At 59.5% G+C, this 17,473-nt stretch carries 14 protein-coding genes; 4 read left to right on the top strand and 10 right to left on the bottom strand.

All coding sequences use genetic code 11. The annotated features are described in order from the left end of the window. Genes QFI97_RS19870 through cecR form a run of 3 tightly spaced genes read right to left on the bottom strand, consistent with a single transcriptional unit; the run spans position 1 to position 3,402 of the window. Positions 1-1,740, bottom strand: coding sequence for an ATP-binding cassette domain-containing protein (locus QFI97_RS19870; RefSeq protein WP_346431851.1), 1,740 nt, complete (start codon positions 1,738-1,740; stop codon positions 1-3). Next, positions 1,733-2,728, bottom strand: a complete 996-nt coding sequence (gene hlyD, locus QFI97_RS19865; protein ID WP_346431850.1) for a secretion protein HlyD — start codon at positions 2,726-2,728, stop codon at positions 1,733-1,735. The genes QFI97_RS19870 and hlyD overlap by 8 nt, the downstream gene beginning before the upstream one ends. Further along, positions 2,725-3,402 carry a transcriptional regulator CecR gene (gene cecR, locus QFI97_RS19860; RefSeq protein WP_095095329.1) on the bottom strand — a complete coding sequence of 226 codons (678 nt, stop codon included), beginning with the start codon at positions 3,400-3,402 and terminating at the stop codon, positions 2,725-2,727. Before cecR ends, hlyD begins: the two co-directional genes overlap by 4 nt. A 258-nt stretch (positions 3,403-3,660) precedes the next feature. On the opposite strand from cecR, the gene rhlE reads away from it, so the two are divergent. The 3 genes from rhlE to ybiB all read left to right on the top strand — a co-directional run bounded on the left by rhlE (position 3,661) and on the right by ybiB (position 8,477). Then, on the top strand, positions 3,661-5,031 hold the full coding sequence (gene rhlE / locus QFI97_RS19855; RefSeq protein ID WP_095095332.1) for an ATP-dependent RNA helicase RhlE: 1,371 nt from the start codon (positions 3,661-3,663) through the stop codon (positions 5,029-5,031). 207 nt (positions 5,032-5,238) lie between these two features. Then, the gene (gene dinG / locus QFI97_RS19850; RefSeq protein ID WP_346431849.1) at positions 5,239-7,383 is read left to right on the top strand and encodes an ATP-dependent DNA helicase DinG; all 2,145 of its coding nucleotides are present in this window, start codon (positions 5,239-5,241) and stop codon (positions 7,381-7,383) included. Positions 7,384-7,508: 125 nt separating this feature from the next. Beyond that, entirely contained in the window at positions 7,509-8,477 is a 969-nt protein-coding gene (gene ybiB, locus QFI97_RS19845) for a DNA-binding protein YbiB (protein WP_095095338.1), read from the top strand. A gap of 250 nt (positions 8,478-8,727) precedes the next feature. Here the strand turns inward: ybiB and ybiJ are convergent, their stop codons facing one another. The 6 genes from ybiJ to QFI97_RS19815 all read right to left on the bottom strand — a co-directional run bounded on the left by ybiJ (position 8,728) and on the right by QFI97_RS19815 (position 14,080). Then, positions 8,728-8,988, bottom strand: a complete 261-nt coding sequence (ybiJ, locus tag QFI97_RS19840) for a DUF1471 family protein YbiJ (RefSeq protein ID WP_095095340.1) — start codon at positions 8,986-8,988, stop codon at positions 8,728-8,730. Between the two features lie 285 nt (positions 8,989-9,273). Continuing rightward, on the bottom strand, positions 9,274-9,540 hold the full coding sequence (locus tag QFI97_RS19835; RefSeq protein WP_095095343.1) for a DksA/TraR family C4-type zinc finger protein: 267 nt from the start codon (positions 9,538-9,540) through the stop codon (positions 9,274-9,276). Positions 9,541-9,733: 193 nt separating this feature from the next. After that, the gene (gene ybiX / locus QFI97_RS19830) at positions 9,734-10,411 is read right to left on the bottom strand and encodes a PKHD-type hydroxylase YbiX (protein ID WP_331835723.1); all 678 of its coding nucleotides are present in this window, start codon (positions 10,409-10,411) and stop codon (positions 9,734-9,736) included. Positions 10,412-10,456: 45 nt separating this feature from the next. After that, on the bottom strand, positions 10,457-12,745 hold the full coding sequence (locus QFI97_RS19825) for a catecholate siderophore receptor Fiu (RefSeq protein WP_346431848.1): 2,289 nt from the start codon (positions 12,743-12,745) through the stop codon (positions 10,457-10,459). Positions 12,746-13,034: 289 nt separating this feature from the next. Next, positions 13,035-13,298, bottom strand: coding sequence for a YdgH/BhsA/McbA family protein (locus QFI97_RS19820; protein WP_331835721.1), 264 nt, complete (start codon positions 13,296-13,298; stop codon positions 13,035-13,037). A gap of 167 nt (positions 13,299-13,465) precedes the next feature. Beyond that, complete coding sequence (locus QFI97_RS19815; RefSeq protein WP_346431847.1) at positions 13,466-14,080, bottom strand: flavin reductase family protein; 615 nt, start codon at positions 14,078-14,080, stop codon at positions 13,466-13,468. A gap of 95 nt (positions 14,081-14,175) precedes the next feature. Between QFI97_RS19815 and rlmF the strand changes: the two genes are divergently transcribed. Next, a complete protein-coding gene (gene rlmF, locus QFI97_RS19810; protein WP_346431846.1) occupies positions 14,176-15,090 on the top strand; it encodes a 23S rRNA (adenine(1618)-N(6))-methyltransferase RlmF in 915 nt (304 codons plus the stop codon). Positions 15,091-15,148: 58 nt separating this feature from the next. Here rlmF and ybiO read toward each other — a convergent pair whose 3' ends face one another. Beyond that, entirely contained in the window at positions 15,149-17,365 is a 2,217-nt protein-coding gene (gene ybiO, locus QFI97_RS19805) for a mechanosensitive channel protein (protein ID WP_095097994.1), read from the bottom strand. Between the last annotated feature and the right edge of the window lie 108 nt (positions 17,366-17,473).

The following is a 17,473-nucleotide window of genomic DNA, read 5'->3' as shown; positions in this document are numbered from 1 at the left end:
TTAGCGCTCACTGCTATTCTCCTTATCCCAGTCGTGAATCAGGGTGATAAACGCCTGCTCCATAGTGGGATCCGGCTGCTCATCGTTGGCCGCCAGCGCTTTTAGCGCATCCGGCGTGCCGCTGGCGATAAGCTTGCCGCGATAGACCAGCCCGATCCGGTCGCAGTATTCGGCCTCGTCCATAAAGTGGGTGGTGACCATCACCGTCACCCCTTTATCCACCATGCTATTGATATGCAGCCAGAACTCGCGGCGGGTAAGGGGGTCGACGCCGGAGGTGGGCTCATCGAGAAACAGGATATCCGGTTCGTGCATCAGCGAGCAGGCCAGGGCCAGCCGCTGCTTGTAGCCCAGCGGCAGCTCGTCGGCGGCGTGGTTGGCGATCTCCTTCAGGCCGAAGGCTTCGCTCATGCGCTCGATTTTTTCGTTCTGTACCCGGCCGCGCAGGCCGTAAACGCCGGAGAAGAAGCGCAGATTTTGCTCCACGCTCAGGTTGCCGTACAGCGAGAACTTCTGCGCCATATAGCCGAGATGCTGGCGCGCCTTGCCGGAGCTGAGCTTCAGATCCATGCCCAGCACCAGCGCTTTACCGGAGGTTGGCACCAGCAGGCCGCACATCATTTTAAAGGTGGTCGATTTGCCCGCGCCGTTAGGGCCGAGGAGGCCGAAAATTTCCCCGCGCTTAACCTTGAAATCAACGTGGTCGGTGGCGGCGAAATCGCCGAATTTTTTGGTTAAGGTTTGCGCTTCGATCACCGTTTCATCATGGGAGCCTTCGACGCTGTGAATAATCGCCCCCAGCGGCGATTCCGCGGTGCCGGCGCCGCCCAGCAGGTCGATAAACGCATCCTCAAAGCGCGGCGCGGTTTCGGCGATCTCCAGCGGTGGCAGGCTGGCGTGATTGCGCACCTCATCAATGCTGGACTCCTTCTTGAGGATCAGACGCACCGATTTGCCCTGAATCACGCCGTCGCTGATTTGCGGCAGCTTCAACGCCCGCTGCAGGAGGCGGCGGTTGTTCTCTTCGCGGCTGGAGACCAAAAAGCTGCGTCCGGCCATCGTTTGGGTCAGGGAACGGGGTTCTCCCTGATACAGCAGCTGGCCTTCGTTCATCAGCAGCACCTCGCGGCACTGCTCCGCTTCATCAAGGTACGATGTGCTCCAGAGGATCAGCATTCCGTCTCCCGCCAGCTCGTGGACCATTTGCCACAGCTCGCGGCGCGAGATGGGATCAACGCCGACGCCCGGTTCGTCGAGCAGCAGCACCTTCGGCTCGCCCACTAACGTACAGGCCAGCCCCAGCTTCTGCTTCATCCCGCCGGAGAGCTTACCGGCCAGCCGGTCGGTAAAAGGGCCGAGGGAGGTAAACTCGAGCAGGCGGTCGAAAATTTTTTGCCGCGCTTCGCCGGTCACGCTGCGCAGATCGGCATACAGCGTCAGATTCTCCATGACCGTCAGGTCTTCATACAGGCCGAACTTTTGCGGCATATAGCCGAGCACCGCGTGCAGGGCGCTATCGTCGGCAATCGGATCAAAGCCGATCACCCTGGCGCTGCCGCTATCCGCTTTGAGCAGCCCGGCAAGCATGCGCATCAGGGTGGTTTTCCCCGCGCCGTCGGGGCCTACCAGCCCGGTAACGTAGCCGGAGCGAACGGTGCAGCTGAGCGGGGCGACGGCGGGCCGCGTCATGCCGGCGAAGCTGCGGGTCAGCCCGTCAAGCGTGATGAGGTCCTCACTCATGTCCGTTTCCGCTGCTGAAGGCGATGGTTACCGGCATCCCCTGGCGCAGCGCGTCGTCGGCATCGGTTACCACGATACGCAGGCGGTAGACCAGGTCGGTTCGCAGGTCCGGCGTTTCTACGGTCTTCGGCGTAAATTCAGCCGTGGGCGAGACGAAGCCAATCCTGCCGCGCCAGGGCTGATTGGGACGGCTATCGGTATACAGCAGCACTTCGCGTCCGGGCTGCGCGTTGCCGAGGTTTTTTTCATCAATGTAGGCGCGAACCCACACCGGGCGGGTTAACGACAGCGTCATTACGGTAGCTCCGGCGCTGAGCATGCTGCCCGGCTCAACGGCGCGGGTCATCAGCGTGCCGTCGGAAGGCGCGGCCAGCGTGGTATCGTGCAGATCGAGCTTCGCCTGCGCTAAGGCGGCCTGCGCCTGTTCAAGGTTGGCTTTGGCCTGGGCGATCTCCTGCGGACGGTTACCCGCGCGATACTGGCGCAGCTTATCCTGCGCCGATTTCAGCGTAGCCTGGGCCTGGTCGCGGGCGGATCGCGCGTTGTCGAGATCGTTGACGGATATGGCGCTGCTTTTGCGCAGCCCCAGCTGGCGCTGGTAGAAGTTCTGCGCGTATTCATAGGCGGCCTGCGCCTGGTTGACCGCCGCCGCGGCCTGGGCAATCTCTTCCGCCCGGTAGCCGGCCATCATCAGGTCATACTGCGCCTGCGCGGTTGAGACGTTGGCCTGCGCCTGCTGCAGCGCGTTTTCGTAAGGGGCGCGGTCGAGCTGGCCCAGCGTTTGCCCGGCCTTGATAGCATCGCCCTCATCCACGCTTAGCGAGGCCAGCCGCCCGCCGACGCGAAAGCTCATATTTACGGTACGAATATCGACGTTGCCATACAGGGTCAGTCCCTTCTGCTGGCTGCTTTGATACCACCACCAGCCGCCGCCTGTAGCAACGATCAGCAGCAGCACCACCAGGACGACGATGACCGGTTTTTTCATGATCCCAAACTCCTTTGCGATAACCCTTGCAGGACGAAATCGATATGGCAGGTAATAACCTGATAAATTTGCTCGGTTTTTTCGGTATCAAACTGCGCCCATCCGGTGCGCAGCAAAATGGTCTCTCGCCCGAGGCGAAAGGCGAGGATCTCCCCCAGCAGCGCGTGGGTATGCAGGACCATCCGCGTGTCGTCCGCCTCAAGCCCGGTAAAGGCGGCGATTAAGCGCGTCAGGTAGCAGTGCAGCGGAGCGATAACCTGGTCATGGATTAACTGGTACGCCGGGGTAGGCGACAGCTGCTCCCGGGAGATAAATTTGCTCAGGTTTACCGTGTCATCCTGGGTCAGCAGCAGGATCATATTGCGGCAGGCGCGCAGGATCAGCGTCCGCAGGGCCTCTTTATCCGGGTGCGGTTCGGCAAGCAGCCGCTCCGCCGCTTCGGCGTGAGGGCGGAAATTATGGCCAATAAAATCGGCTATCCACTGCGCGCAGGCGAGATAGAGATCGTCTTTTGAGCCGAAGTAGTAGGGGATAGCGGCGATGTTTTGCCCGGCCAGGGCGGCAATATCGCGGGTGGTGGCATGCAGGCCATATTCGCCAAACTGGGCGATAGCCGCGGTAATCAACTGGCTTTTTGCCTGTTCGCCTTTGCTGGTTGCGGGAGTGGTATTCATCGCACCTGAAAAAATTAATCAATCGATTGATTAAGAATATGACCAATTCGCGGAACTGTCCAGAATAGTGAATACTCTATTTATCGTCGAAGAGAGTATCTTGATTTCGCAGAAAAACCCCAAGGGGATATTTTATGCGATACGTCACAAAACCTGCTAGACTGCGCCCCTTCATGGCATTGTGGTTTTTGCCATCTCTTTCGCAATAATCTCCCTGAAAACTACGCCTGTAAAAGGCCGGGGCGGTTTGGAGTTGTTATGTCTTTTGATTCCCTTGGCCTGAATCCTGAAATCCTGCGTGCTGTCGCCGAACAGGGTTATGTTGAGCCAACCCCCATTCAGCAGCAGGCGATCCCTGCGGTGTTGCAGGGGCGCGATCTGATGGCCAGCGCCCAGACCGGCACCGGCAAAACGGCGGGCTTCACCCTGCCGCTGCTTCAGCATCTGATCCAGCAAGAACCGCACGCTAAGGGCCGTCGCCCGGTGCGCGCGCTGATCCTTACCCCAACGCGTGAGCTGGCTGCCCAGATTGGCGAAAACGTCCGTGATTACAGCAAGTATCTGAACGTTCGCTCGCTGGTGGTTTTCGGTGGCGTGAGCATTAACCCGCAGATGATGAAACTGCGCAGCGGCGTCGATATCCTGGTGGCAACGCCGGGTCGCCTGCTGGATCTGGAACACCAGAATGCCGTCAGCCTGGATAAGGTCGAAGTGCTGGTGCTGGATGAAGCCGACCGCATGCTGGATATGGGCTTTATCCATGATATTCGCCGCGTGCTGTCGAAGCTGCCGGCGAAGCGCCAGAACCTGCTGTTCTCGGCAACCTTCTCCGACGAGATTAAATCGCTGGCGGAAAAGCTGCTGCATAACCCGCTGGAAATCGAAGTCGCCCGTCGCAACACGGCTTCCGAGCAGGTAAGCCAGTACGTGCATTTTGTCGATAAGAAGCGCAAGCGCGAACTGCTGTCGCAGATGATCGGCGAAGGCAACTGGCAGCAGGTGCTGGTCTTTACCCGTACCAAGCATGGCGCCAACCACCTGGCGGAGCAGCTGAACAAAGACGGCATTCGCAGCGCCGCTATCCACGGCAACAAAAGCCAGGGCGCGCGTACTCGCGCATTAGCTGATTTTAAATCCGGCGGCATTCGCGTGCTGGTAGCGACCGACATCGCCGCGCGCGGCCTTGATATTGAAGAGCTGCCGCACGTGGTGAACTACGAGCTGCCGAACGTGCCGGAAGATTATGTCCACCGTATTGGCCGTACCGGCCGCGCCGCCGCTACCGGCGAAGCGCTGTCGCTGGTCTGCGTTGATGAGCATAAGCTGCTGCACGACATCGAGCGTCTGCTGAAAAAAGAGATCCCACGCATTAGCGTTGCCGGCTATGAGCCGGATCCGTCCATCAGAGCGGAGCCGATTCAGAACGGTCGCCAGCAGCGCAGCGGCGGTGGCGGCGGTCGCGGTCAGGGCCAGGGACGCGGCGGCCAGAGTCAGGGTCGCGGCGGTCAGAGCCAGGGTCGTGGTCAGCAGTCTTCACCGCGCCGCAGCGACGGTGACGCGCCGAAAGCGCGTACTCAGGACGGCAAACCGCAGCGTCGTCGCTCGCGTAAGCCGGCGGCCGCTGAGTAACAGCACTTCCGCAAACCTGCTATCCCTGCGGCAGCCCGGCGCTGCCCGAGGGTATCGGTTTGCCTCTCCGGGCGGGTCTCCCTGCCCGGAACTCCCCCGCCTGATGCTAAACCTCGAGCACGATCCCCGTTTGCTCAGAAAGAAATTCCTCCAGCCAGGCAAAAAGTGTCACAATAGTGGCTGTTTATACAGTATTCAGGTTTTCTCATGGCTTTGACCACTGCGCTAAAAACGCAAATCGCCGCCTGGTATAAGGCGCTCCAGGAACAGATTCCTGACTTTATTCCCCGTACTCCGCAGCGGCAGATGATTGCTGACGTGGCGAAAACGCTCGCCGGGGAAGAGGGAAGGCACCTGGCGATTGAGGCGCCGACCGGCGTCGGGAAAACCCTGTCGTACCTGATCCCCGGTATCGCCATCGCCCGCGAAGAGCAAAAAACGCTGGTGGTCAGCACCGCCAACGTTGCGCTGCAGGACCAGATCTTCAGCAAAGACCTGCCGCTGCTGCGTAAAATTATTCCCGACCTGCGCTTCACCGCCGCCTTTGGCCGCGGGCGCTACGTTTGCCCGCGTAACCTCAACGCGATGGCCAGCACAGAGCCAACGCAGCAGGACCTGCTGGCGTTTCTTGACGACGATCTCACGCCGAATAATCAGGCGGAGCAGAAGCTGTGCGCCACGCTGAAGACCGATCTTGATAGCTATAAATGGGACGGCCTGCGCGATCATAGCGACAAGGCCATCGATGACGCGCTGTGGGGCCGTCTGAGCACCGATAAGGCAAGCTGCCTGAACCGCAACTGCCACTACTATCGCGAATGTCCGTTCTTCGTCGCCCGGCGTGAGATTCAGGAGGCCGAAGTGGTGGTGGCAAACCACGCGCTGGTGATGGCGGCGATGGAGAGCGAAGCGGTGCTGCCGGAGCCGAAAAATCTGCTGCTGGTGCTTGATGAGGGCCACCACCTGCCCGACGTCGCCCGGGATGCGCTGGAGATGAGCGCCGAAATTACCGCCCCCTGGTATCGGCTACAGCTCGATCTTTTCACCCGCCTGGTGGCGACCTGCATGGAGCAGTTTCGCCCCAAAACGACGCCGCCGCTGGCGAACCCCGAGCGCCTGAATGCCCACTGCGAGGAGCTGTCCGAGCTTATCTCTTCGCTGAATAATATTTTGAATCTGTATATGCCCGCCGCTCAGGAAGCCGAACACCGTTTCCCGATGGGGGAGCTGCCGCAGGAGGTGATGGATATCTGCCAGCGGCTGGCCAAACTGACCGAGACGCTGCGCGGCCTGGCGGAGCTGTTTCTTAACGATCTCAGCGAAAAAACCGGCAGCCATGACGTGGTTCGCCTGCACCGGGTGCTGCTGCAAATGAACCGCGCGCTGGGCATGTTTGAAAGCCAGAGCAAGCTGTGGCGACTGGCGTCGCTGGCGCAGTCATCCGGCGCGCCGGTCACTAAATGGGCCTCCCGCGTTCTGCGCGACGGCCAGGCGCACATCTGGTTCCACTGCGTCGGGATTCGCGTCAGTGAACAGCTGGAAAGGCTGTTGTGGCGCAGCGTGCCGCATATTGTCGTTACCTCCGCCACCCTGCGTTCGCTGAACAGCTTTTCTCGCCTGCAGGAGATGAGCGGCCTCAAGGAGAAGGCCGGGGATCGCTTCGTCGCCCTGGATTCTCCCTTCAACCACGTTGAGCAGGGAAAAATTATCATCCCGCAGATGCACTATGAGCCGGTCATCGACAACGAAGAGCAGCATATTGCCGAAATGGCGGCCTGCTTTCGCGAGCACGTAGAGAGCAAAAAGCACCTCGGGATGCTGGTGCTGTTTGCCAGCGGGCGGGCGATGCAGCGTTTTCTCGAGCACGTCACCGATCTGCGCCTGATGCTGCTGGTTCAGGGCGATAAGCCCCGCTATCGGCTGGTGGAGCTGCATCGTAAAAAGGTGGAGAGCGGCGAGCGTAGCGTGCTGGTCGGGCTGCAGTCGTTTGCCGAGGGGCTGGACCTCAAGGGCGAGCTGCTCAGCCAGGTCCATATTCACAAAATTGCCTTCCCGCCGATAGACAGCCCGGTGGTGATCACCGAAGGCGAGTGGCTTAAAAGCCTGAACCGCTACCCCTTCGAAGTGCAAAGCCTGCCAAGCGCCTCTTTCAACCTGATTCAGCAGGTAGGCCGTCTGATCCGTAGCCACAGCTGCTGGGGGGAGGTGGTGATTTACGATAAGCGTTTGTTGACCAAAAATTACGGCAAGCGTTTACTGAATGCATTACCCGTGTTTCCGATAGAGCAGCCTGCCGTCCCGGAGGTTATAGTAAAAAGTAAAACAAAACAGACGCGTCGCAGACGTCGTTAGCGGCGCAGGTCGGCAATGTGAGCAGCACGACTCGTCTTCCTTCACGCCGTCGGTGACGGGTTGCCGGAATAATACGGCGGCAATCTGTGTATCGCGTGAAGCAGGGCGGATAAGAGGAATCTTCGATGGATTACACCAAGATCATTAAAGAAGTCGGACGGGGGAAAAATCACGCCCGCGACCTGGATGTGGAGACCGCCCGCGCGCTGTACGCACGGATGCTAAGCGGTGAGGTTGCGGAGCTTGAGCTCGGCGCGATCCTGATTGCCCTGCGTATTAAGGGTGAAGGCGAAGCTGAGATGAAGGGCTTCTATGAAGCGATGCAGCAGCAAACTCTGCGCCTGACGCCGCCGGTAGCGCGGCCGATGCCGATTGTGATCCCGAGCTACAACGGCGCGCGTAAGCAGGCCAACCTGACGCCGCTGCTTGCCGTCCTGCTGCATAAGCTCGGCTTCCCGGTGCTGGTGCACGGTGTCAGCCACGATCCAACCCGGGTGCTGACGGAGACGATTTTTGCGCTGATGGGGATCCCGGTTACGCAACACGGCGGTCAGGCCCAGGCGCGTCTGGATGGCCACGAACCGGTCTACGTCCCCGTTGGCGTCCTGTGTCCACCGCTGGAGAAGCAGCTGGCTCTGCGCTGGCGGATGGGCGTGCGCAACAGCGCGCATACGCTGGCTAAGCTGGCGACGCCGTTTGCTGAAAATGCGGCGCTGCGGTTGTCGAGCGTGTCGCATCCGGAATACATCGGCAAGGTGGCAAAATTCTTTAGCGAAACCGGCGGTCGTGCGCTGCTGATGCACGGTACTGAAGGCGAAGTCTATGCCAACCCTCAGCGCTGTCCGCAAATTAGCCTGATTGACGAGAGCGGAACGCGGGCGCTGTACGAGCGGCAGAATGATGCGCCGACGCAGCCGGTAGCGCTGCCGGAATCAAAAGATCCTGCGGTGACCGCGCGCTGGATTGAGCGCTGCGTGGCCGGGATCGAGCCGCTGCCGCTGCCGCTGCGGATCCAGCTGGCATGCTGCCTGCTGGCGACCGGAGAGGCTGCGTCCCTGGAGCAGGGGCTGGCTAAGGTTGCAGAACGCTGGTAGCGCGCGGAGGCTTACTCGCAGAGGGAATCATCAAGGAGCGCGGGGTAATAGTGAACGGAACATTCCGCCTACCCGAGCATGTACAGAAGTTAATCGCGCGATAAGGCTTCGCAAAACCACCGCCTGAATGCATCACTCGACCCTGCGAGAACCCCAAAAAAAAGCCCGTCCGGTGGCACGGACGGGCAAAACAAGGGTATTAAAGGGTATTTCAGGGGTAATACAGTGGCATTACAGGGTCGGGCGGCGATTATTTATAGATAACCGCGGTACCGCTAACTTTGTTGTTGGTGTTAGCGGAGGTGATGCTGTAACCAGTCGCGCCAGCGGCATCCGCTTTAGCAGCCAGTTTGGCTTCCAGGCCATCCAGAGTCGTTGCGCCTTCCGCAGAAACGACGCCGATTTTATTCATGCTTTCTGCCTGAGACGGGGTTACCGACTGAGCGGCGAAAGCGCCAAAGGACAGAGCGGACAGGGCGATAGCAGCGGCAGCATATTTGATGGTTTTCATAGTTAATCTCTCGCAGGTTATTCTGTTAAGGTGACGATGTTCCGTCGATGTGATAAGTATCACGTTTTTTTGCGAGATATAAAATCGAAGGAAATTAACAGTCTCCATCGAATTTTTTGAATGATTATTAATTTATTGATTATTAATAAATTATTTATAAGAAACGGGGCGCCGGATTCTGCAGCGGGGTTCTGCGGGCTTTCAGGGCACATTTTGCTACTTTATTCGCCAAAAAACGTGCGCGAAAAGATAACGCGATCTGTGGTAATGAACGGTAAAGGAAGGTCAACGTAGCTGGCTATCCTTGGAGCCACGCCGATTATATCCTGAAAATGTATTGTTATGTAAGTCTTTATCCTGCTGGCATTTCACGCAGAACCTGACCCCAGGGATCGCCTTGCGCCGGGCCTCCGGAATGGGCTCTCCGCATTCATCACAAAATTTGTGGCTCTCGCCGGCCGGTAGCTCGCTTCGCGCCCGCGCCACCGCATCGTCAATTGTGCTGTCGATCTGCTGCTGTACCGCGTCATCATTTGCCCAGCCTGATGCCATGATATATCCCCCATCTGATGCTGTATCAATTAACCGAGTGTCTAAAACGTTCGAACTGCCGCCAGGCGGCGGGAGCCGCGTTCTCGTGGATCGTGGAAAGCGGCGCGGCGTGAGCGCGCTTTATCAGCGCGACGGCCGCCGGAAATTAAGAAGAGTATAGATAAGATGGGGGCAAAAAAGGGCCAGACAAGGCTTAGATCTCCGACCATTCCCGCAGCAGGTTATGGTACAGATTGAGCAGCGATAAGACCTCTTCACTCTCGCCGTGGCGGCTCTTCAGCGCCTGGATAGTGCCGTCCAGTTCGAACAGCATCGCGCGCCGTTTATCATCGCGGATCATCGACTGGACCCACAGGAAGGAGGCGACGCGCGCGCCCTGAGTCACCGGGGTCACGCAGTGCAGGCTGCTTGAAGGGTAGAGCACCAGATCGCCCGCCGGGAGTTTAACCGCATGCTGGCCGTAGGTATCGTTGATGACCAGCTCGCCGCCGGTATAGTCGTCCGGGGCGCTAAGAAACAGGGTGGCGGAAAGGTCGGTGCGCATCCAGCCGCCCTGGGCCTGGCTGCGCACCGCGCCGTCAACGTGAAAACCGTAGGTTTCGCTCTGCTGATAGCGGTTGAACAGAGGGCTGGAGAGGGTTTTTGGCAGCGCGGCGGCGAAAAACAGCGAGCTACGGTTGAGCGCCGCCAGCACCTTGCCCTGCAGTTCGTCGTAAAGCGCGCTGCGGGTGTCTACCTGCTGATTATTTTTTACCTGGGCGCCCTGATCGCCGGTGGTTGCGCGTCCGTCAACCCACTCGGCCTGCTGCAGCCGCCCGGTAAAATAGTCAACTTCCTGTGGGCTGAGGACGGCGGGAATATGGTACATCATGGTTATTTCTCCTGAACAGACGGGGCGCAAGCGCCCCGCTGCGGATTAGAAGTGCATATTGGCGGTCAGCAGGAACGTACGCGGTTCGCCCGGATGATAGCGGTAGCCGCTCTTGTTGATTGAGGCGACATAGTTGGTATCAAACAGGTTATAGACGTTCAGCTGCAGATCGAGGTTACGGTTAATGCGATAGCCGACCTTCGCATCTGCCACCCAGTAGCCTTCGGTGTAGGACGGCGTGCCGACGGCGCCATCGCTGCCGCGGTGCATACTGCCGATATAGCGCGCGCCGGCGCCAAGGGCAAGAGCATCGGTGGCCTGGTACTGGCTCCAGACGGTAAAGGCGTGTTCAGGCGTGTACGGCAGCGCGCTGGTGCCGTCCTGGGCGACGTTCTTGCCTTCTCTGATGCTGGCGTGCTGCTGGGTATATCCGCCGATGACCTGCCAGTCCGGGGTGATGTTACCGGCCAGCGACAGCTCGTAGCCTTCGACGCGCTTTTTGCCGTACTGGGAGTAGGTGCCGTCGTCGTTTTGCTCGACTTCGTTTTCAATATCGGTACGGAACAGGGCCGCCGTCAGCAGCAGGCGCTTATCCATCAGCTCCCACTTGGTGCCCACTTCGCTGGTTTTCGCTTTCTGCGGCTGGAAATCGGTGCGGTTGGCGCTATTCCCCGTTCCGCTCTGCGCCAGCGCGAAGTTGCTGCCGCCCGGAGGCTGCTGAGAAATGGCGTAGTTGACGTAGACGTTGCCGTTATCGGTCAGATGATACAGCGCGCCGGCCTTCCAGTTAACCAGGTTGCCGCTGGTTGAAGTATCAACGGTGGTCACCGGCGAGTTTTTCGCCACGCCGTCCGGACAGGCAATCGCGCCACGACCGCTACCGCCGCACAGGCTAGCACTGTCGTATTTAGTCTGGTAGTTATCCAGACGAATGCCGCCGTTGATCTCAAAGTCACGGGTAATCTGCAGGGTATCAAAGGCATAGACCCCGAAGGTGTCGGTCTGTCCGTTGGCGTTGGCGCCGCTCCGATCCAGGCCGCCGATGGAGATCGCGCTGTTCGGGTGGTAGATATTCACCGCCGGAGGCGTGATGGGATAAACCCCGTAGTTAGTTTGAGTTTCGCGGGTCAGCTCGAAACCGGCGCTGATGTCATGACCGATCGATCCGGTATAGAACTTTGAGGTCAGGTTGGTCTGGTTGGTCAGAATTTTATTGCTGACGTCCTTGGTGTTAGCCAGGCGTGACCAGCTCCAGGTGCCGACATCGTTCGGGTTCGGCTGGGTGATGTTTGTTGCGCCGCCCATCACCGCGGTGAGTAAATAATCCTGCTTCACGCGCGACCAGCGGGTGGTGTTGCGGATGGTCGTGGTATCGCTCAGATCGTGCTCGAAGCGCATGGTCACCGTGTCGGTCGTGGAATCGTCGTAATCCGAATCGGTACCGTAGAAGTTGCTGGTCGCGACTTTACCGGAGTGATTCAGGGCCGCGGTACCTGCGCTCGGTGCGGAGTATCCCGGCAGGCCGATGGTAGGAATACCGCCGTCCGGAGTGTTGTGCTGGGTTACGTGGAGATAGTTGAGATACAGGCGGTTCTCCGTGCCGAGGCCGAAGGCGGCCGATGGCGCAACCCCGTAGCGCTCATTTTTAACGTTGTCGCGGCCGGCATCATGGGTTTTCTCGCCCATCAGGTTCAGGCGCACCGCGCTGGTTTCGCCGACCGTCTGGTTGATATCGAGCGTGCCGCGGCGGAACCAGGCGCTGCCGACGCTGGCGGAGGCGTCAATGCCGGAGTCCAGGCGCGGCTGCTTGCTGATCATATTGATGGAGCCGGTTGGCGCGCTGCGGCCGTAGTCAGAACCCGATGGGCCCTTGATGACTTCGACCTGTTCGGTGTTAAAGGTGTCGCGGGTCACGCTGCCGATATCGCGAACGCCATCAATATAGATGCTGTTTGACGTATCGGCACCGCGCATATAGATGGAGTCACCGGTAGATGAGCTGCCGTTTTCACCGGCATAAAAGGCCCCGACGCCCGGCACGTTTTTCAACGCATCGGTAAGGTTGGTGACGCCCTGATCTTTCATCACCTGTTCGGAAACCACCGTTACCGTACGGGTCGTATCGACCAGCGGTCGGGAAAACTTGGGATCGGCGGATTGGGTTGGGGCATACAGCGAGGGCGCCTGCGCCTCTACCACCAGCGTTTCGCCGCCATTTTTTTCAGTGCCATCCGCTGCCAGCACCTGGCCTGTCGGCGACAGGCTCAGACACAGGCCGGTAAAGATCGTCAGCGAGCCAAAACTGCTGAACGGTAAATTATGTTTTTTATCCATTTCAATGAGCAACTTATAGTTTTAATTTGAGCCATTAAGACCGCAGGCAAAGCGATGCCGTGCCCCCGACCACTGCAGGTGTTTGTTACAACAACAATGCTTTTGATAATGATTGTGATAAGCATTATCAAACAACGGCAGATTTTCTATCACTCATTTATAAAAAAATAAATACATTTATTTACATTAGCTGCATTTTTTCTACATAAACCGATTTTGTCAGCAGAGAACGGCGCGAACGTGGGCGAAGGCGGTTGGAACTCCGCTTCCGACCCGAGCGGCCGGCGCGCTATTTATAGATGATGGCGGTCCCCGACATCCTGTTTGTGCCGCCGGCAGAGTTGATACGCCAGGCTATCGCCCCCTGCTGATGCGCTTTTTGCGCCAGCTGTGCCTGCAGATCGTCGAGATTGCTGGCGCCAGAGGCGGAGACGGTGCCTGAAGGCCGCAGCGGGCCGGGGTCGGCGGGAGCGGAGAGGGGAGCTGCGGCCTGCGCGGTAAAAGAGGCGGCGGCAAGCGCGATAGTCGCGAATAGCAGCAGAGATTTTCTCATGAGCATATCCTCATTAACGGCATGGGACATACTCTAAGTTTAGGCCTTTGCCGGAGAGTATTCAGGATAAAAAATTGAAGCTAAACAACGATTTTTTTGCGCAAACGCCGCTCGCCCGCGCGAATAACGTCGTGGCGAACGAACGGCGAGCCAGCGCGGAGATGGCGCTAGCGGGCGTCGGGGCGGATCAGATCAAAACGCTGGCTTTCATCAATACCGTAGTAGGCGCTCGGGCCACCGGCACGCAGGATCGGCTGGGCTTTGGCGGTCTGATAGACCCCCTCTTCCAGCAGCGACTCGTCGATATGGACCGCAACAACTTCGCCAAGTACCAGCCAGCTGTCGACGGGGGTGCCATCGGCGGTCGTTAAGCGGACGCACTGCGAGAGCCGACACTCAAAGTTCACCGGGCTTTCCGCTACCCGCGGGGCGGCGACGATCCGGCTGGCGGCGGCGGTCAGCCCGGCGCGGATGAATTCATCTTCGTGGCGCGGGAGGGTGGCAGAGGTCTCGTTCATGGCTTCGGCCAGCGGACGGGTTGCCAGGTTCCAGACAAATTCCTTAGTTTCGACAATATTCTGTACGCTATCCTTCCAACCGCTGCTGGCAAAGCCGATAATCGGTGGCCGGTAGTTGAAGCAGTTAAAGAAACTGTAGGGCGCGAGATTGCGCTGTCCTGCCGCATCCAGCGAGGCGATCCAGCCGATAGGACGCGGCCCGATAATAGCGTTAAGCGGGTCGTGCGGCAGACCGTGTCCCTGTGAAGGTTGATAGAAATACATAGAATACCCGTAACGGAAGAGGAGATATCCAGACTCCCTTATTTACCGCGCCGCCGTCAACGGGTATCTTACGCGGCTGTTCAAAGGAGATTGCCATGAAAGCCCAGAAACCGGGGTTACACCCGCGTAACCGTCATCATCAACGCTATGATTTGCCCGCGCTATGCCTGGCTCACCCCGAGCTACAGGGCTTTATCACCCTGAATCCGCTGGGCGAGCAGACCGTTGACTTTGCCAACCCGCTCGCGGTGAAGGCGCTGAATAAGGCGCTGCTGGCGCACTTTTACGCGGTGAAACACTGGGATATTCCGGATGGCTTCCTGTGTCCGCCGGTGCCGGGAAGGGCGGATTATATCCACCACCTCGCCGATCTGCTGGCGCTGGATACCGGCACTATTCCTGAGAATGCGAGCATTCTCGATGTGGGCACCGGCGCAAACTGTATCTACCCGCTGATCGGCGTGCATGAGTATGGCTGGCGCTTTACCGGCAGTGAAATCAGCCAGGAAGCGCTCTCCAGCGCCCAGGCCATTATTGCCGGCAACCCGGGAATGAGCCGCCAGATTCGCCTGCGTCGTCAAAAAGACGCCACGGCGATTTTTGCCGGCGTGATTCATAAAAACGAATGCTTTGACGCGACGCTATGCAACCCGCCGTTCCACGATTCCGCCGCCAGCGCGCAGGCGGGCGGCGAGCGCAAACGGCGTAACCTGGGCCTGGGCGCCGATAGCGTGATGAACTTCGGCGGCCAGCAGCAGGAGCTGTGGTGTGAAGGCGGAGAGGTGGCCTTCATCACCCGGATGATCCAGGAGAGCCAGCAGTTTGGCCGTCAGGTGAAATGGTTTACGTCGCTGGTTTCTCGCGGCGATAATCTGCCGCCGCTGTATCGTGCCCTGACCGAAGTCGGCGCGGTGAAGGTGGTGAAAAAAGAGATGGCGCAGGGGCAGAAGCAGAGCCGCTTTATCGCCTGGACCTTTATGGATGAAGCAAAGCGCCGACGCGCGTTTTAAGCCGTTCGGCGGCCGCGCTTCTTCTTCGCGCCCCGGTCTGCTCCGTGCCGCCGGGGCGCTATAGCGTTGGCTCCGCGGGGGCCGGCGGCCCGGCGGCGACGGAGGGCGTCATCGGCAGCACCTGGTAGGTTTGCACCGGGGCGCGCACGCCGGCAAGGTCGAAATGCCTTTTGACCTGCGTATCCAGCGCAAAACGTACCGTCCACTGCTTCAGCGGCAGCGTGGTAAACGTCACCCGTAGGGTAAAGGCGGTATTGCTCAGACCGACAAGCCCGGCAAACGACGGCTCGCCAATCACCAGCCCGCGGACCTCCTCCTGGGCCATTACGTCCGCAACCGCATCCTTCAGCGCCTGGTTGGCCTTATCCAGATCCTCCTGACGATCGACATCATAGTTAGCCACCACCGAGCCTATTCCGCGCACGAAGTTGGCGAAAGTGGTGATCGAAGACCACGGAATAATATGGTAGGCGCCGGTATCCTGGCGCACCCCGACCGAGCGGATCGACATCCGTTCCACCGTGCCGGTTAACGGCCCGATCGTCACCAGATCGCCGGTGTTCATCCCGTTTTCAAACTGGATAAAAATGCCGGTGATAATATCTTTCACCAGCGTTTGCGCGCCGAAAGAGATAGCCAGCCCCAGCGCCCCCGCGCCCGCCAGCAGCGGGGCGATATTCACCCCCACTTCGGAGAGCAGGATCATCACGGTGATGGTACTGATGATCACCGCCAGCGCGTTGCGAAACAGCGTCAGCAGCGTTCTCGCCCGGGCGCCCGGCAGCGGACGGCCGTGAATATCCGAGGCGAGGCGGTTTTCTATCAGGCTGGCGAGCAGCGTCCAGCCGATGGCGGAAAAGAACAGGATGAGCGCGATGCGGATCATGACATCCACCGCCTTCTGCCCGGCGCCGTTATGCATCCAGTTCCAGAAGTCGAACAGCCCCCAGGCGCTGAGCAGCAGCATAATGGCGACGGCGACCACTAGAATGCGCGCCACCTTCAGCGCCACGGAGATCCAGCCGTTGAGCCGTTTTTGCAGCTCAGGGTAGCTGCGCTGGGTTTGCGGCGACAGGGTGATGGTTTTGGCTATCCAGCGCGACAGAATGCCGGAGATCAGCGCCGCGGCGCCGACGATCGCCAGGCTGCGCACCGTGGCGCCCATCATAAACTTCAGGCTGTTGCCGGGGTCGAAAAGCGAGAAGAAAAACAGCACGATGAAATAGGCGCAGGCCAGCCAGTGCCACACCAGCGCGAAGGCGCGGATAAACAGGCTGAAGAAGGCCAGCGAGCGATCCGCCAGATGAATCAGCCCTTCGGTAATCACGTGCTTGTTATGAAAAATCAGATACAGCGCCCACAGGGTGATGCACAGCATAATAGTCACGTTGGCCAGCGCGCCGACCTGGACGTTGACCTGGTTGGAGATAATCGGCACGGCGACGATCAGGCCGTAGCCAATCAGGCTGCTGAGCGCGCTCAGGCGTAGGTTCCAGTATTTCGCACTGTCGTCGCTGAGGTTAAACGGCCGCAGCTCCGCCACTCGTGGGCAGAAGATCAGCCGCAGAATGGCTTTGAAGAACTCGATCAGCGCGAAGGCGTTCAGAAACAGGCTTTGCTGGAAGGCGATGGTGCGGTTGCCTCCGTTCAGCCTGTCGCTGAGGAGCTGGCCAACGAACAGCGTGAGCGCCAGCAGGATCAGATCGAAAATAAAGGCGCCGGCAATCGTGGCCGGCAGCTGCAGCCAGTTGCTGCGATCGTGGTTTTTATGCCGTCCCCATTGGCCCATTTTGCGATACAGCGGCAGCGCGGCCAGCCGCACCAGCCACCAGAAGGTAAAGACCAGCGCCGCCAGCAGCAGGAAGGTGCTCGCGGCGTGGCGAAAGGTATCGGCATGGAAAGGCTTATGCGGCGCGCCGGTGATATTGCGCCACAGCTGCGAGAAACGCGACGAGAAGCGCTCGCCGTATTCACGGCTGATGTGGGTAACGTTTTCCAGCACCGTCGGCTGATCTTCCTCTTTCGGCGGCGTGAGCGTTGGCGCGCTGGCCGGCGGCGGCGTGGCGGCGGCGGTGCGCAGCTGGTCGATTAGCTCCTGACGGGCGGCGTCGTTATCCAGCACATCGGCCAGCGCCGCGTAGGCGGCCTTTTTCTTCTCAAGGTCGGGTTCATTGCTGCCGGACTGCTGCGGGGTAGCGGTTGGGACGCCGGCCAGGCCTGCGGCGGAAAGCGGGGCGGTAAATAGCGCGGCAAGCAGTAACAGGATCCACGGCACGAGCACCTCCATTGCGTCTCAAACCAGTAAGTATAGAAGACGATGTCAGGAGGGAGGGGGTGGGATGAATCTGGAAAGCGGCTCCCCGCGCCGGGGGAGCCTTGGGCT

Source organism: Klebsiella scottii (assembly GCF_036561945.1).
In the GTDB taxonomy this organism is placed as follows: domain Bacteria; phylum Pseudomonadota; class Gammaproteobacteria; order Enterobacterales; family Enterobacteriaceae; genus Klebsiella; species Klebsiella scottii.
This window is presented reverse-complemented; position numbering and strand designations above follow the sequence as displayed.

Coding starts and splice junctions, on each gene's coding strand:
- QFI97_RS19870 (WP_346431851.1), bottom strand. CDS start 1,740: ATGAGTGAGGACCTCATCACGCTTGACGGGCTGACCCGCAGCTTCGCC.
- hlyD (WP_346431850.1), bottom strand. CDS start 2,728: ATGAAAAAACCGGTCATCGTCGTCCTGGTGGTGCTGCTGCTGATCGTT.
- cecR (WP_095095329.1), bottom strand. CDS start 3,402: ATGAATACCACTCCCGCAACCAGCAAAGGCGAACAGGCAAAAAGCCAG.
- rhlE (WP_095095332.1), top strand. CDS start 3,661: ATGTCTTTTGATTCCCTTGGCCTGAATCCTGAAATCCTGCGTGCTGTC.
- dinG (WP_346431849.1), top strand. CDS start 5,239: ATGGCTTTGACCACTGCGCTAAAAACGCAAATCGCCGCCTGGTATAAG.
- ybiB (WP_095095338.1), top strand. CDS start 7,509: ATGGATTACACCAAGATCATTAAAGAAGTCGGACGGGGGAAAAATCAC.
- ybiJ (WP_095095340.1), bottom strand. CDS start 8,988: ATGAAAACCATCAAATATGCTGCCGCTGCTATCGCCCTGTCCGCTCTG.
- QFI97_RS19835 (WP_095095343.1), bottom strand. CDS start 9,540: ATGGCATCAGGCTGGGCAAATGATGACGCGGTACAGCAGCAGATCGAC.
- ybiX (WP_331835723.1), bottom strand. CDS start 10,411: ATGATGTACCATATTCCCGCCGTCCTCAGCCCACAGGAAGTTGACTAT.
- QFI97_RS19825 (WP_346431848.1), bottom strand. CDS start 12,745: ATGGATAAAAAACATAATTTACCGTTCAGCAGTTTTGGCTCGCTGACG.
- QFI97_RS19820 (WP_331835721.1), bottom strand. CDS start 13,298: ATGAGAAAATCTCTGCTGCTATTCGCGACTATCGCGCTTGCCGCCGCC.
- QFI97_RS19815 (WP_346431847.1), bottom strand. CDS start 14,080: ATGTATTTCTATCAACCTTCACAGGGACACGGTCTGCCGCACGACCCG.
- rlmF (WP_346431846.1), top strand. CDS start 14,176: ATGAAAGCCCAGAAACCGGGGTTACACCCGCGTAACCGTCATCATCAA.